General features: G+C 73.4%; 11 protein-coding genes. 3 read left to right on the top strand and 8 right to left on the bottom strand.

What is annotated here, in order from left to right; all coding sequences use genetic code 11:
* Positions 1-13: 13 nt before the first annotated feature.
* Positions 14-1,120, bottom strand: coding sequence for a GlxA family transcriptional regulator (locus OIE51_RS18830; protein WP_326598900.1), 1,107 nt, complete (start codon positions 1,118-1,120; stop codon positions 14-16).
* Positions 1,121-1,866: 746 nt separating this feature from the next.
* Here OIE51_RS18830 and OIE51_RS18825 point away from each other — a divergent pair.
* A complete protein-coding gene (locus tag OIE51_RS18825; RefSeq protein ID WP_326598899.1) occupies positions 1,867-2,388 on the top strand; it encodes a universal stress protein in 522 nt (173 codons plus the stop codon).
* A 268-nt stretch (positions 2,389-2,656) separates the two neighbouring features.
* Here the strand turns inward: OIE51_RS18825 and glmS are convergent, their stop codons facing one another.
* Both glmS and OIE51_RS18815 read right to left on the bottom strand, forming a co-directional pair.
* The gene (gene glmS, locus OIE51_RS18820) at positions 2,657-4,477 is read right to left on the bottom strand and encodes a glutamine--fructose-6-phosphate transaminase (isomerizing) (protein ID WP_326598898.1); all 1,821 of its coding nucleotides are present in this window, start codon (positions 4,475-4,477) and stop codon (positions 2,657-2,659) included.
* Positions 4,478-4,512: 35 nt separating this feature from the next.
* Entirely contained in the window at positions 4,513-4,788 is a 276-nt protein-coding gene (locus OIE51_RS18815) for a hypothetical protein (RefSeq protein ID WP_326598897.1), read from the bottom strand.
* A gap of 245 nt (positions 4,789-5,033) precedes the next feature.
* On the opposite strand from OIE51_RS18815, the gene OIE51_RS18810 reads away from it, so the two are divergent.
* The gene (locus OIE51_RS18810) at positions 5,034-5,471 is read left to right on the top strand and encodes a hypothetical protein (protein ID WP_326598896.1); all 438 of its coding nucleotides are present in this window, start codon (positions 5,034-5,036) and stop codon (positions 5,469-5,471) included.
* 13 nt (positions 5,472-5,484) lie between these two features.
* On the opposite strand, the gene OIE51_RS18805 is transcribed toward OIE51_RS18810, so the two are convergent.
* From OIE51_RS18805 to OIE51_RS18790, 4 genes are read right to left on the bottom strand one after another with little or no spacing between them, the layout of a single operon-like run.
* On the bottom strand, positions 5,485-6,636 hold the full coding sequence (locus OIE51_RS18805) for an acyl-CoA dehydrogenase family protein (RefSeq protein WP_326598895.1): 1,152 nt from the start codon (positions 6,634-6,636) through the stop codon (positions 5,485-5,487).
* A gap of 8 nt (positions 6,637-6,644) precedes the next feature.
* A complete protein-coding gene (locus tag OIE51_RS18800; RefSeq protein ID WP_326598894.1) occupies positions 6,645-7,571 on the bottom strand; it encodes a hydroxymethylglutaryl-CoA lyase in 927 nt (308 codons plus the stop codon).
* On the bottom strand, positions 7,571-9,565 hold the full coding sequence (locus OIE51_RS18795; RefSeq protein WP_326600691.1) for an acetyl/propionyl/methylcrotonyl-CoA carboxylase subunit alpha: 1,995 nt from the start codon (positions 9,563-9,565) through the stop codon (positions 7,571-7,573). The genes OIE51_RS18800 and OIE51_RS18795 overlap by 1 nt, the downstream gene beginning before the upstream one ends.
* A gap of 25 nt (positions 9,566-9,590) precedes the next feature.
* Positions 9,591-11,204, bottom strand: coding sequence for a carboxyl transferase domain-containing protein (locus OIE51_RS18790; RefSeq protein WP_326598893.1), 1,614 nt, complete (start codon positions 11,202-11,204; stop codon positions 9,591-9,593).
* Between the two features lie 48 nt (positions 11,205-11,252).
* Here OIE51_RS18790 and OIE51_RS18785 point away from each other — a divergent pair, with 48 nt between their 5' ends.
* Complete coding sequence (locus tag OIE51_RS18785; RefSeq protein WP_326598892.1) at positions 11,253-11,870, top strand: SACE_7040 family transcriptional regulator; 618 nt, start codon at positions 11,253-11,255, stop codon at positions 11,868-11,870.
* A gap of 51 nt (positions 11,871-11,921) precedes the next feature.
* On the opposite strand, the gene OIE51_RS18780 is transcribed toward OIE51_RS18785, so the two are convergent.
* Complete coding sequence (locus OIE51_RS18780) at positions 11,922-13,556, bottom strand: tetratricopeptide repeat protein (protein WP_326598891.1); 1,635 nt, start codon at positions 13,554-13,556, stop codon at positions 11,922-11,924.
* Positions 13,557-13,816 lie beyond the last annotated feature (260 nt).

Genomic DNA, 13,816 nt, shown 5'->3' with positions numbered 1-13,816 from the left:
CCGCGAGCGTCGCTCACCCCGCGGGCCGCCCGCGCTGGCCGGGCAGGCGGGGCGAGAAGCCGTCACCCACCGGCTTGCCGCGCTCCGCCGTGTCCTGCTGACGCGCCCGGTACGCGGCCCGGTAGGCGGCCGGCGAGGCGCCGAGCTGCCGCCGGAAGTGGCCGCGCAGGGCCACTGGCGAGCGGAAGCCGCAGCGGCCCGCGACCTCGTCCACCGAGTAGTCCGAGACCTCCAGCAGCCGCTGCGCCTGGAGCACCCGCTGGGTGATCAGCCACTGCAGGGGCGCGCTCCCGGTCAGCGCCCGGAACCGGCGGTCGAAGGTGCGGCGGCTCATGTAGGCCCGCGCGGCCAGGGTTTCGACGTCGAACTGCTCGTGCAGGTGCTCCAGTGCCCAGGCGACGACCTCGGCCAGCGGGTCGGCTCCGATGTCCTCTGGTAAAGACCGGTCGAGATGCCGGTGCGGGGTCGCCTCGGTGCCGGTGCCCCGGCGAGGCGGCAGCACCAGCCGACGGGCCAGCGCGGCGGCGGCCTCCGGACCGTGGTCGGTGCGGACGATGTGCAGACAGAGATCGATCCCGGCCGCGGTACCGGCCGAGGTCAGGATGTCGCCGTCGTCCACATAGAGCTCCCTGGGGTCCACGTGGACCGACGGGTAGCGCTTGGCGAGCGTCGGGGCGTACATCCAGTGGGTCGTCGCGGGGCGCCCGTCGAGCAGCCCGGCGGCGCCCAGCGCGAAGGCCCCCGTGCACAGCCCGACGATCCGGGCCCCCTCGGTGTGCGCGCGGCGCAGCGCCGCGAGCGCGGGGGCCGGCGGCGGGCCCGTGATGGACCGCCACGCCGGGACGATGACGGTGCCGGCCCTGGCCACGGCGGTGAGGCCGTAGGGGGCACGCAGTTCGAGACCGCCCGTGGTGCGCAGCGGTCCTTCCTCTCCGGCGCAGGCGAGCAACCGGTAACGCGGCACCCCGGCATCCTGGCGATCGACGCCGAAGACGGACAGCGGGATGGAGCTTTCGAACATGGGACTGCCGCTGAACAGCACCACCGCGACGACTTCGCGGCGGCGGCGGGCAGCCAGCTTGACGGCGGGCTCGGGGCCGTGCGTTGGGTCCTGGTTCATGCTCCTCAGTTCCCTCGGTCGTCGCATCCTCTCGGTCCTGCCACGTTTCCCCCGACGTCATTGCCAAGATCGAATCTACTGTGTCGGTTGAGGTTGGCGGGACAAGTTCACCACTCAGCGCTAAGTCGACATGACAACGTGGCGTGAAGCATTCGATCAGGAAGCGTTACATGGACGAGCAGTTGGGGGAAGTGGGCCTCACCTCGGCACTCGTCGCCGATGGCCCCCGGGACCGGCGCCGGCACACCGCCCGGGCCTGCGAAAGGTGTTGTGGGGGCGGGTGGGCAAGGTGGTTCAGCTGTGGGGAAGTTGGCTGAAAATAAAAGCCGTCAGCACGACTGTCCGACCGCGAGCGGGGCGTACGCCGGGGCTTTCGGCGGTGAGCGGTGCTGTAGTTCCCCGGCCACCCTCAGCGAGCCGCCGCTGTTCGGCGGCGGGGCGCGGACCGTGCCGGAATCCCGGGCGCACGGCGGCCCGGGGGCCGGTCACGCTCCGGAGGCGGCCGTATCGGGATGTGTCCGAAAGCATTGCGCGGCCCGGCGCCCGTAGGGCATGCTGCTCGGTCACGGCGCCAACGCTCGGCCCCGGGGGTCGCACCGCTCCACCCTTGGGAACCAGCCGCCTGACGCCGTACCCTGGAAGTGTCACCACGGGAAGAGTGAGGGATCTTCTCCGCTTCTCCGTGAGTCACCTCCATCACCGACACATTCACGAGGTTTCCTCGCCGACCCACCGCTGAGGCTCCGATGGCTGGATACGAGTTTCCCGAACCAGCGGATCGCAGGCCGGTCGCCGACCCCACCTCCCCGCCCGACCCGGCGGAGGACGTGCGGACATCGCGCGACCCGGCCTTCCAGCACGGTGTCGTCGTCGGCTTCGACGGATCGATGTCGAGCGAGCGGGCGCTGGCCTACGCCGTGGGGATGGCCCGGCGGTCCCGCTCCGGTCTGATCATCGTCCATGTGGCCAACCGCCTACCCACCACCGTCTGGGCCGGCTGCGAGCCGCCCGCGCTGGTCGACGTGCCCGACCACAGCACCGAGGTGCTGGGGCTGGAGCTGTCGTGCGCGGAACACCTGTCGGACGTGCCCTGGGTGCTGCTGGAGCGCGGCGGGGACATCTGCCACGAGCTGGAGGAGGTCGGCCGGGAGTACTCGGCGGACGCCATCGTCGTGGGCGCCACGCACGGGCTGCTGGGCCGTCTCTTCGGCTCGGTCTCGGGCCGGCTGGCGCGCCGGGCCCAGCGCCCGGTGATCGTCATCCCCTGACGGGCCGCCGCGGGCGCCACGGGCGCCCCCAATTCCGTGACGGAACCGCAGCTCACCGGGTATTCACCAAATTCGTCCCCCGCCAGGGGTGGATTGTGCGTTTGTGATGGGCATAAAGGGGACATCGACTGAGCTTGAGCCGCTCGGCGGGAGGTGACGGACCCGTCGACGGCTTCTCCCCGCCGGCGTAATGGGCGACGCCGGCGCACATGGCGGCCCCCGGGGGTGCGTATGGTGGCACGCACTCCGGGGGCCGCCGCGTGTCGTCTCACTCCACGGTGACGGACTTCGCCAGGTTGCGCGGCTTGTCGATGTCCCGGCCGAGGGCCAGGGCCGTGTGGTAGGCGAGCAGCTGCAGCGGGATGCCCATCAGCACCGGGTCCAGCTCGGGCTCGTTGCGCGGCACCACGATGGTGTCGTCGGCCTTCGGCTGCTCCTCGTGCGCCACGGCCAGGATGCGGCCCGAGCGGGCCTTGATCTCCTCCAGCGTGGCGCGGTTCTTCTCCAGCAGCTCGTCGGTCGGCATGATCGCCACCGTCGGCACGGCGGGCTCGATCAGCGCCAGCGGGCCGTGCTTGAGCTCGGAGGCCGGGTACGCCTCGGCGTGGATGTAGGAGACCTCCTTCAGCTTCAGGGACGCCTCCTTGGCCACCGGGAAGCCGCGCACCCGGCCGACGAACATCATGCTCTTCGACTCGGCGAACCCGGCCGCCACCTTCGCGATGCGGTCCTCGTCCCGGAGGATCTCCGCGATCTGCTCGGGCAGCTTGCGCAGGCCGTCGATGATCCGTTTGCCGTCCGCCACCGACAGGTCGCGGATGCGGCCGAGGTGGAGCGCGAGCAGCGCGAAGGCGACGGCCGTGTTGGTGAAGCACTTGGTGGACACCACGCACACCTCGGGCCCGGCGTGGACGTAGACGCCGCCGTCCGTCTCGCGGGCGATCGCGGAGCCGACGACGTTCACCACGCCCAGCACCATGGCGCCCTTGCGCTTGAGCTCCTGGACGGCGGCCAGGGTGTCGTACGTCTCACCGGACTGGCTGACCGCGATATAGAGCGTGTCGGGGTCCACCACGGCGTTGCGGTAGCGGAACTCGCTGGCCGGCTCCGCGTCGGCCGGGATGCGCGCCAGCTCCTCGATGAGCTGGGCCCCGATCAGACCCGCGTGGTATGCCGAGCCGCAGCCGAGGATCTTCACCCGCCGTACGCCGCGCGCGGCGCGGGCGTCGAGATTGAGCCCGCCGAGCCGGACCGTGGCGAACCGGTCGTCGATCCGGCCGCGCAGCACCCGGTCGACGGCGTCCGGCTGCTCGGCGATCTCCTTGTGCATGTACGTGTCGTGGCCGCCCATGTCATAGCTCTCGGCCTCCCACTCCACGGTGGTCGGGGAGGCGGCGGTGCGGCTGCCGTCGGTGGTGTACGTGCGGTAGTCGTCGGCCTTGATGGTGGCCATCTCGCCGTCGTCCAGGGTGATCACCTGGCGGGTGTGGCTGATGAGCGCGGCCACGTCGGAGGCGACGAACATCTCCTTCTCGCCGATGCCGAGCACGACGGGCGAGCCGTTGCGGGCCACCACGATCCGGTCGGGGAAGTCGGCGTGCAGCACGGCGATGCCGTAGGTGCCCTCGATGTACCGCAGCGCCTCGCGGACCTTCTCCTCCAGCGTCTGCGCCTGGGCGCGGCCGATCAGATGGGCCAGGACCTCGGTGTCGGTGTCGGAGGCCAGCTCCACGCCGTCGGCGGCGAGCTTGGCGCGCAGTTCGGCGGAGTTGTCGATGATGCCGTTGTGCACGACGGCGACCTTGCCCGGGCCGTCCAGGTGCGGGTGGGCGTTGACGTCGTTGGGCACGCCGTGGGTGGCCCACCGGGTGTGCGCGATGCCGCAGCCGCCGGAGAACCGGGCCGGTACCTTGCCCTCCAGGTCCCGCACACGCCCGGCGTTCTTCACGGTCTTCAGACCGCCGCCCTTGCCGCTGCTGTGGATGGCGATGCCGGCCGAGTCGTAGCCCCGGTACTCCAGCCGCTGGAGACCCTCCAGGAGGAGGGGGGCCACATCTCGTTTCCCGATATATCCGACGATCCCGCACATAGGCGTTCCTCCTGCTGGTCTCTTGGTCAGGTGTCTCAGCCGTACACGATCCGCCGGAGCTGCCGCAGCGACAGCCCCGGCGGCGCCACCGCGCGGCGCGGCAGCTCCTCCGCGATCCGCCCGAAGATCGCCTCATTGGTCAGCCCCCGGGCCCGCAGCTCCCGGTGCCGCCTGCGGACGAACTCCTCGGCGGTCTCGTCGAAGTACGCCAGAACGTCCAGGACCACCCGGGCGGCCTCCCCGCGAGCGAGCGGGGTGCTGCGGACCAGGTGATCCACGAGATCGTCGTGGGGCGTACGGCGTTCGAGCACCCCTCGATACTGCGGAGCCGTGATGCTTTTCGCAACAATCCTGCCCGATATCGGGCACGGGCGTGTCGTTCCCCGCCATTCGAAGTGCTATCGGATGATGGTCACATGAAACGGGTCGCCCCCTCCTGCTGCTCGGCGCGCTGCTGTGCGCCCCCACCCTGACGGCCTGCGGCGAGGAGACGGCCACCGACTCGGCGGCGGCCGACCGCCCCGGCCTGGCGGCGCGGGCGACCGCCCTGGAGACGGTGCTGGAGCACGTGTACGTCATCGAGGTCCCCGGCTTCGAGCGCGCGGAGCAGTCGGTCGCCCCCTCGGGCGCGGACGGCTACCAGAGCACCTACGTCTCGGCGGAGACCGGTGCGATGATCCATCTGGTGGTGGACCGCGGGACGGTCGACGAGGCGGCGTGCGGCTGCGAGCGGGACGGCGACGCCTGGTACCGGGCGGGCGGCACGCACGCCTGGCTGCGAGCGGAGGACGGCCACACGGTGACGGTCGACGCGGACGCCGCCACGGTGGACCGGGACACGCTCCGGGCGGCCCTGACATCGGCCCGCCCGGCGACGGACGCGGAGCTGGACGAGATCCTCCCCGAGACCGGCTCCCGGCGCCCCGTGGAGCGCGGCGACCTACCCCCCGCCGGCGACGCCGCCCCCCAGGACCCGGAGAACGCGTCGGGCTGAGCGGGCGCCGGCGTCACCCCACGCTCAGCTCGCGGGCGATCAGCATGCGCTGGACCTCGCTCGTGCCCTCGCCGATCTCCAGGATCTTCGCGTCGCGCCACATCCTCGCCACCGGGTATTCGTTCATGAAGCCGTAGCCGCCGTGGATCTGGGTCGCCTCGCGGGCGTTCGTCACCGCCACGTCGGAGGAGTGGAGCTTCGCGATCGCCGCCGCCTTCTTGAACGGCTCGCCCGCCAGCAGGCGGGAGGCCGCGTCGCGCCAGGCGGTGCGGGCCGTGTGGGCGCGGGCCTCCATGTCGGCCAGCTTGAACTGGACGGCCTGGTTGGCGCCGATCGGGCGGCCGAAGGCCGTGCGGGTGCGGGCGTAGGCGAGGGACTCGTCCACACAGCCCTGTGCCAGGCCCGTGGAGAGCGCCGAGATCGCGATGCGGCCCTCGTCCAGGACGCTCAGGAACTGGGCGTAGCCGCGGCCCTCCTCGCCGAGCAGGTTGGTGGCGGGGACGCGGACGTCGGCGAAGGACAGCTCGTGGGTGTCCGAGGCGTTCCAGCCGACCTTGGAGTAGGGCGGCGCCACCGTGAGGCCGGGCGTGCCGGCCGGGACGATGATCGTGGAGATCAGCGGCGCCCCGTCCGGCTTGCGACCGGTGACGGCGGTGACGGTCACGAAGCCGGTGATGTCGGTCCCGGAGTTGGTGATGAAGCTCTTGGTGCCGTTGATCACCCAGGCGTCACCGTCCCGGACCGCCGTGGTGCGGGTGCCGCCCGCGTCCGAGCCACAGCCGGGCTCGGTCAGGCCGAACGCGCCCAGGATCTCGCCCGCGCACAGGCGCGGCAGCCACGCGCGCTTCTGCGCCTCGGTGCCGAAGCGGTGGATCGGCATGGCGCCCAGCGAGACGCCCGCCTCCAGGGTGATGGCGACGGAGGAGTCGACGCGGGCCAGCTCTTCCAGGACGAGGCACAGGGCGAGGTAGTCGCCGCCCATGCCGCCGTACTCCTCGGGGAACGGCAGGCCGAACAGGCCCATCTGCCCCATCTCCCGGACGATCTCGTAGGGGAACGTGTGGCGCTCGTAGTGCTCGGCGATCCTGGGGGCGACGACGTCGTGCGCGAAGGCTTCGACGGTCCGGCGGAGCTCCTCGTGCTCGGGTGACAGGCGGTGGTCCACGTCAGTCCTCACTCCTGGGTGGGGGATGGGGAGAGTGCGCGCACGGTGCGGGACGGGCTGGGCCGACCGAGGTGATCGGCCAGCCAGCGGCTGGTGGCGACGAGCCGACCGAGGTCGACGCCGGTCTCGACGCCGAGGCCGTCGAGCATCCACAGCAGGTCCTCGGTCGCGAGGTTGCCGGTGGCGCTTCCGGCGAACGGGCAGCCGCCCAGCCCGCCGGCCGAGGCGTCGACGGTGGTGACGCCGTGCCGGAGGGCGGTCAGGGTGTTGGCGAGCGCCTGCCCGTAGGTGTCGTGGAAGTGGACGGCGAGCCGGTCGTCCGGGACGCCGGCCTCGTTGAGCGCGGTGAGCAGCTCGGTGACCCGGCCGGGGGTGGCGACGCCGATGGTGTCGCCGAGGCTGAGCTCCGCGCAGCCGAGGTCGACCAGGCGGCGGGCGACGCGAACCACCTGGGCCACGGGCACCTCACCCTCCCACGGGTCGCCAAAGCACATCGACAGATAGCCGCGCACGGGCACCTCGGCGTCGATCGCCCGCGCCACCACGGGGGTGAACATGACCAGGGACTCGTCCACCGTGCGGTTGAGGTTGGCCCGGGCGAACGATTCGGTGGCGCTGGCGAAGACGGCGACCTCGCGGGCACCGAGGGCCAACGCGCGGTCCAGGCCGCGCTCGTTGGGGACGAGGACGGGCAGCCGGACGCCGTCGAGGTCGCGCAGGAGGGGGAACAGCTCCTCGGCGTCCGCCAGTTGGGGCACCCACTTGGGGTGCACGAAGCTGGTCGCCTCGATGGTGGTGAGCCCGGCGTCGGCGAGCCGGTGGACGAACTCGGCCTTGACGGCGACCGGGACGACCTCCGGCTCGTTCTGCAGGCCGTCCCTCGGGCCGACTTCATGGATACGGACCCGGGCCGGGTAGCCGTCGGGGACAGCCATCACGCCTCCTCGGGGGTGACCTGGACGAGGACTTGGTCGATGGCGACCGTGGAGCCGACCGTCACGTCCAGCCCGGTGACGGTCCCGTCGTGCGGGGCCGCGATGACGTGCTCCATCTTCATCGCCTCGACCACCAGCAGGCTCTGACCGGCCGTCACCTTGTCCCCCTCGGCCGCTTTGACGACGGTGACCGTGCCGGGCATCGGGGCCGTGAGCGTGTCCGTGCCCGCCGTCTGGCCGCCGCCCGCGGCGGCGACCGGGTCGTGGCCGTGCACGTGCCAGGCGTCGCCGTCCCGGCCGAGCCAGTGGCCCGCCCCGATGGCGGCGTGGGCGAAGCCGTGCGTGGCCCCGGCGTACTCCATCCGCACCCCGTTCTCGTCGGCGGCGTCCAGCAGCCGGGCCGGAACGGGCCCCCCGTCCCCGACGCGCACCTCCCCGGGCCGCACCAGGACCCGCACCGGCTCCTGGCCGGAAATCCGCAGCCGGTGCTCGGTCCAGACGGGCTCGCCGCCCAGCCGCCAGCCGGACGGCACGCCGAACGGGTCGGTCCACCCGCCGGCGTCCGGGCGCGGCGCCAGGGCGGCGTGGCGCAGCAGCGCCGCCGCCGCGTAGACCTCGTCGGGGACGCCGGCGGGCACCAGCGACGCGGCCACGCCGTCGATCAGGCCGGTGTCCAGGTCGCCGGAGACCACGGCGGGGTGGGCCAGCAGGCGGCGCAGGAAGCCGGTGTTGGTGTCGACGCCGAGCACGGTGGTGCGGGCCAGCGCGGCGCGCAGGCGGCGCAGCGCGGTGGCCCGGTCGGGGCCGTGCGCGACGATCTTGGCGAGCATCGGGTCGTAGGCCGTGGAGACCACGGTCCCGGCGGCCAGCCCCGAGTCGACCCGGACGCCCTCGCCCGCCGGCTCGCGGAGCAGGAGCACCGGGCCCGCCGAGGGCAGGAAGTCGACCCGCGCGCCCCCCTCGGCCACCCGTGCCGTCTCGGCGCAGATCCTGGCCTCGACGGCGTGCCCGGTGACGGTGACGTCGTCCTGCCCGAACGACAACGGCTCGCCCGCCGCGATCCGGAGCTGCCACTCGACCAGGTCCAGACCGGTGATCAGCTCGGTGACCGGGTGCTCGACCTGGAGCCGGGTGTTCATCTCCATGAAGTAGTGCGTGGCGCGGTCGCCGCCCGGCACGATGAACTCCACGGTGCCCGCTCCCCGGTAGCCGCAGGCCCGGGCCGCCCGCACGGCGGCGGCGCCCATCGCGGCCCGGGTGGCGGCGTCGAGCAGCGGGCTCGGGGCCTCCTCGACGACCTTCTGGTGCCGCCGCTGGAGGGAGCACTCGCGCTCCCCGAGGTGGACGACGGTGCCGTGGCCGTCGGCCAGGATCTGGATCTCGATGTGCCGGGGCCGGTCGATCCACCGCTCCACCAGCAGCGTGTCGTCGCCGAAGGAGGCCAGGGCCTCGCGGCGGGCGCCGGCGATCTGCTCGTCCAGCCCGGCCGCGTCGCGGACCAGCCGCATGCCCTTGCCGCCGCCGCCCGCCGACGGCTTCAGCAGCACCGGCATGCCCATGGCCCGCGCGGCGTCGGCCAGGCGGTCCCCGTGCGCCCCGGGCACCACGGGAACGCCCGCGGCGCGGACGGTCTCCTTGGCGCGGATCTTGTCGCCCATCACCTCGATGGCCCCGGCGGGCGGGCCGATGAACGTCAGGCCCGCGTCCGTGACGGCGCGGGCGAAGGCGGCGTTCTCGGCCAGGAAGCCGTAGCCGGGGTGCACGGCCTGGGCGCCGGTCCTGGCCGCCGCCGCCAGCAGCCGCTCGGCCGACAGATAGCTCTCGGCGGCCGGGGCCGGGCCGATGCGCACGGCGGCGTCCGCCTCGGCCACGTGCCGGGCGTCCGCGTCGGCGTCGCTGTAGACCGCGACCGAGGCGACGCCGAGGCGGCGCAGGGTGCGGATGACACGGACGGCGATCTCGCCGCGGTTGGCGACGAGCACCCTCTCGAACATCCCGGACTTCACCAGGTCCCCTCCCTCACATCCGGAAGACGCCGTAACTCGTGGCGGGCAGCGGCGCGTTCGCACAGGCCGTCAGGGCCAGGCCCAGCACGGCGCGCGTTTCGAGCGGGTCGATCACGCCGTCGTCCCAGAGGCGGGCCGTCGCGTAGTAAGCGCTGCCCTGCTCCTCGTAGCGGGCGCGGATGGGCGCCTTGAACGCCTCCTCGTCCGCCGCGCTCCATTCCTCGTCCCCGGCGAGCTGGTCGCGCTTGACGGTGGCGAGCACGGCGGCGGCCTGCTCGCCGCCCATCACGGAGATCTTGGCGTTGGGCCACATCCACAGGAACCGCGGGGAGTACGCCCGGCCGCACATCGAATAGTTGCCCGCGCCGTAGGAGCCGCCGACGACGACGGTCAGCTTGGGCACCCGCGCGCAGGCCACGGCCGTCACCATCTTGGCGCCGTGCTTGGCGATGCCGCCCGCCTCGTAGGCGCGGCCGACCATGAACCCCGAGATGTTCTGGAGGAAGAGCAGTGGGATGCCCCGCTGGTCGCACAGCTCGATGAAGTGCGCGCCCTTCTGGGCGGATTCGGAGAAGAGGATGCCGTTGTTCGCCACGATGCCGACCGGGTGACCGTGGACGTGGGCGAAGCCGGTGACCAGCGTGGTGCCGAACTCGGCCTTGAACTCCTGGAAGCGCGAGCCGTCCACCACCCGGGCGATCACCTCGCGCACGTCGTACGCGGTCCGCGGGTCGGCCGGGACCACGCCGTACAGCCCGGCCGGATCGACAGCGGGCTCCTCGGCCGGCCGCACGGTCCAGGGCAGCGGACCGCGCGCGGGCAGGGTCGCGACGATGGAGCGGACGACGCGGAGCGCGTGCGCGTCGTCCTCGGCGAGGTGGTCGGTGACGCCGGAGACCCGGGAGTGGACCTCGCCGCCGCCGAGCTCCTCGGCGGTGACGACCTCGCCGGTGGCGGCCTTCACCAGCGGCGGGCCGCCGAGGAAGATCGTGCCCTGGCCGCGCACGATGACCGCCTCGTCGCTCATCGCCGGGACATACGCGCCGCCCGCCGTGCAGGAGCCGAGGACGGCGGCGATCTGCGGGATACCCGCGGCGGACATCCGCGCCTGGTTGTAGAAGATGCGGCCGAAGTGCTCGCGGTCGGGGAAGACCTCGTCCTGGAGCGGCAGGAACGCGCCGCCCGAGTCGACCAGGTAGAGGCACGGCAGCCGGTTCTCCAGCGCCACCTCCTGGGCGCGCAGATGCTTCTTGACGGTCATCGGGTAATACGTCCCGCCCTTGACCGTCGCGTCGTTCGCCACGACGACCGTCTCGCGCCCGCTCACCCGGCCGATCCCGGCGATGACGCCGGCCGCCGGGGCCTGGCCGTCGTACATCCCGTCGGCGGCGAGCGGGGCCAGCTCCAGGAACGGCGAGCCGGGGTCGAGGAGAGCGTCCACCCGGTCGCGCGGCAGCAGCTTCCCGCGCGCGGTGTGCCGGGCGCGGGCGCGCTCCCCGCCGCCGAGGCGGGCGGTGGCGAGCTTCTCCCGGAGCCGGGCCGCCAGCTCGCGGTGCGCGGCCTCGTTGGCCCGGAAGGTGTCGGACGTGGGGTCGGCGGTGCTGGTCAGCGTCGGTGCCTGCCGCATGCCTGACAGGTTAACGCTCGCTAACCGCTGTGTCTACAATGGGTTCTCATGACCACCACCTCGCCCGCCGGCCCGGCTTCGACCCGTCGGGACCAGATCCTCCGGGAAGCCTCCCGGCTCTTCGCCGAACGCGGCTTCCACGGCGTCGGCGTGGACGAGATAGGCGCCGCGGTCGGCATCAGTGGTCCCGCGCTCTACCGGCACTTCACGGGCAAGGACGCGATGCTGACCGAGCTGCTCGTCGGGATCAGCAGCCGGCTGTGGGACGGCGGGCGCCGCCGCGTCGAGGAGGCCGCCGCCACCGGGAGCCCGGCCGAGGCGGCGCTGGACTCCCTGATCGCCGGGCACATCGACTTCGCGCTGGACGACCGCGCGCTGATCACGCTGCACGACCGGGAGCTGGACCGGCTGCCCGAGACGGAGCGCAAGCGGGTGCGGCAGCTCCAGCGGCAGTACGTGGAGCTGTGGGTGGACGTGGTGCGGAAGGTGCACGTCCGGCTGCCCGAGGACCATGCCCGCACCTGCGTGCACGCCGTCTTCGGCCTGCTCAACTCCACTCCGCACCTCTTCCGCCCCAGCTCGCTCCCCGACCGGGCCGCGACCGCCGCGCTGCTCCACCGGATGGCCCGGGGCGCCTTCGCCTCGGCGGCTGGGCCGTCGGCCTGACCGGCGGCCGTCGCCGGTCAGGCCGGCGATCCGGCCACCGGTGGGCGGCGGCTAGGCCGTGAGCTCCTGACGCAGGGCGTCGCGCAACCGGGCCGCGCGCTCGGTGACCTCCGTGGGGCCGAGCTCCATCGCCCGGGTGCACCACGTGCCGCCGCCCGCCAGGTCGCCCCGGCGCGAGGCCAGCAGCGCCAGCCGCAGCGCCGCCCGGCCGTGGCCGGCCTCGGCCGCCCGCGTCCACCACAGCGCCGCCTCCGGCTCGCTGCCCTCCCGGGCCAGCAGCAGCCCGAGGTTGAACGCGCCGTTGCTGCTGCCCGCCTCGGCCGCCGAGCGGTACCAGCGCGCCGCCTCCACCACGTCGCCGCGCGCCGCCGCGCACATGCCGAGGCGCACCTGGGCGCGCCGGTGCCCCTGGTCGGCCGCTCGGGCGTACCAGCCCTCGTGGTCCGCCCCGTGGCCGTCGCGCCGCTCCAGCAGCACGGCGAGCCGGAACGCGCCCTCCACGCTGCCGCCCTCGGCGGCCTGCCGCAGGCACTCCTCGGCCCGCGCCTGGTCCTCCTCGGACGCCGCGTTGCGCAGCAGGCCGACGGCGATCTGAAGCGCCGCCTCGGCGTGCCCGGCGGCGGCGGCCTGCTCGTACCAGTGCAGCGCCTGCTCCTCCTCACCGCGCCCGGCGTGCAGGATGCCCAGGTTGAACGCCGCGTCCACGCTGCCCGCCTCGGCGGCCTTCGAGAACCACGGCTCGGCCCCCGACGCGTCGCCGCGCTGGAGCAGCAGGACGGCCAGCGCGTTGGCCGCCTCCCGGTGCCCGGCGTACGCCGCGTGCCGGTACCACTGCTCGGCCTGCGCCATCCGGCCCTGCGCGGAGCTGAGCAGCGCGAGGTTGAACGCGCCGTTGACGTCCCCGGCGTCCACCGCCGCGCGGTACCAGCGCCGCGCCTCCTGCCGCTCGCCGCGCTCGGCGTGCAGCGCGCCCAGCGCGTTGGCCGCCGGGCCGTCGTCGTCGCGGGCCGCCCGGCGCCACCACCGCTCGGCGCCGACCTCGTCGCCCGCGTCGCGCAGCAGGAAGCCGAGCGCGCTGGCGGCGCGCGCCTCGCCCGCCTCGGCCGCCTCCACGTACCAGCGACCGGCCTCGGTCATCTCGCCGCGCTCCTCCAGCAGCGAGCCGAGCCGCAGCGCGGCGCGCCGGTGCCCACGGGCCGCGGCCTGCCGGAACCACGGCTCGGCCGCCGCGCCGTCCTGCCGGGCCAGCACACAGGCGTACCGGTACGACGCCTCGCGGTGGCCGCGCTCGGCCGCCGAGCGGAACCACCGCTCGGCGTCGGGGGCCCCGCGGTGGTCGAGCAGGTCGGCCAGGGCGTAGGCGCCGGAGGCGTGGCCCGATTCGGCGGACTGCCGCAGCCAGTACTCGGCGGCGACCTCGTCCCCGCGCTCACGGTGGTGACGGCCCAGCGCGTGCGCCGCCGCGGCGGAACCCGCGACCGCGGCGATCCGCCACCATTCCGAGGCTTCCTGGACCCGGCCCGACTGATGGAGCAACACCCCGAGGTTGTTGGCGGCGGAGCGCTCCCCGTCGGACGCGGCGGCGCGCAGCGGCGCCTCGGCGCGGTCCAGATCGCCAAGACGCAGCAGCCGCGCACCCTCCCGCGCGGCCGCACGACTGCTCTCGAACCTTGCCATGTCCCCCATAAGGTCCATAGTGGCACCACCTGAAACCTGCGTACACCTGGTATACCGCAGCCCATGAAGTAACTTCAGCGGTTTGTCGACTTCCCGATATGGATACACCCAAACACAGTTCTGGCGGACGTGGGCCAGGTTTCCCCGGGATCTTCCGAGGGGCATGACACCCCGTCGCATCGCAGCAGGTCAACGCCCGCTCACGGGCAAATGCCGAACACCTGCGCAAGGTTGATAAAAGGGACGAGGGGTCCGCGAGTCACCCGGAC

It is taken from the genome of Streptomyces sp. NBC_01803 (assembly GCF_035917415.1).
Classification (GTDB): domain Bacteria; phylum Actinomycetota; class Actinomycetes; order Streptomycetales; family Streptomycetaceae; genus Streptomyces.
The sequence above is the reverse complement of the archived record's forward strand: the minus strand, read 5'-3'. Positions and strand labels throughout refer to the sequence as shown.

Excerpts from the sequence above, each read along its gene's own strand:
- OIE51_RS18790 (WP_326598893.1), bottom strand. The coding sequence starts at position 11,204 with ATGCGGCAGGCACCGACGCTGACCAGCACCGCCGACCCCACGTCCGAC.
- OIE51_RS18830 (WP_326598900.1), bottom strand. The coding sequence starts at position 1,120 with ATGAACCAGGACCCAACGCACGGCCCCGAGCCCGCCGTCAAGCTGGCT.
- OIE51_RS18780 (WP_326598891.1), bottom strand. The coding sequence starts at position 13,556 with ATGGGGGACATGGCAAGGTTCGAGAGCAGTCGTGCGGCCGCGCGGGAG.
- glmS (WP_326598898.1), bottom strand. The coding sequence starts at position 4,477 with ATGTGCGGGATCGTCGGATATATCGGGAAACGAGATGTGGCCCCCCTC.
- OIE51_RS18785 (WP_326598892.1), top strand. The coding sequence starts at position 11,253 with ATGACCACCACCTCGCCCGCCGGCCCGGCTTCGACCCGTCGGGACCAG.
- OIE51_RS18800 (WP_326598894.1), bottom strand. The coding sequence starts at position 7,571 with ATGGCTGTCCCCGACGGCTACCCGGCCCGGGTCCGTATCCATGAAGTC.
- OIE51_RS18825 (WP_326598899.1), top strand. The coding sequence starts at position 1,867 with ATGGCTGGATACGAGTTTCCCGAACCAGCGGATCGCAGGCCGGTCGCC.
- OIE51_RS18795 (WP_326600691.1), bottom strand. The coding sequence starts at position 9,565 with ATGTTCGAGAGGGTGCTCGTCGCCAACCGCGGCGAGATCGCCGTCCGT.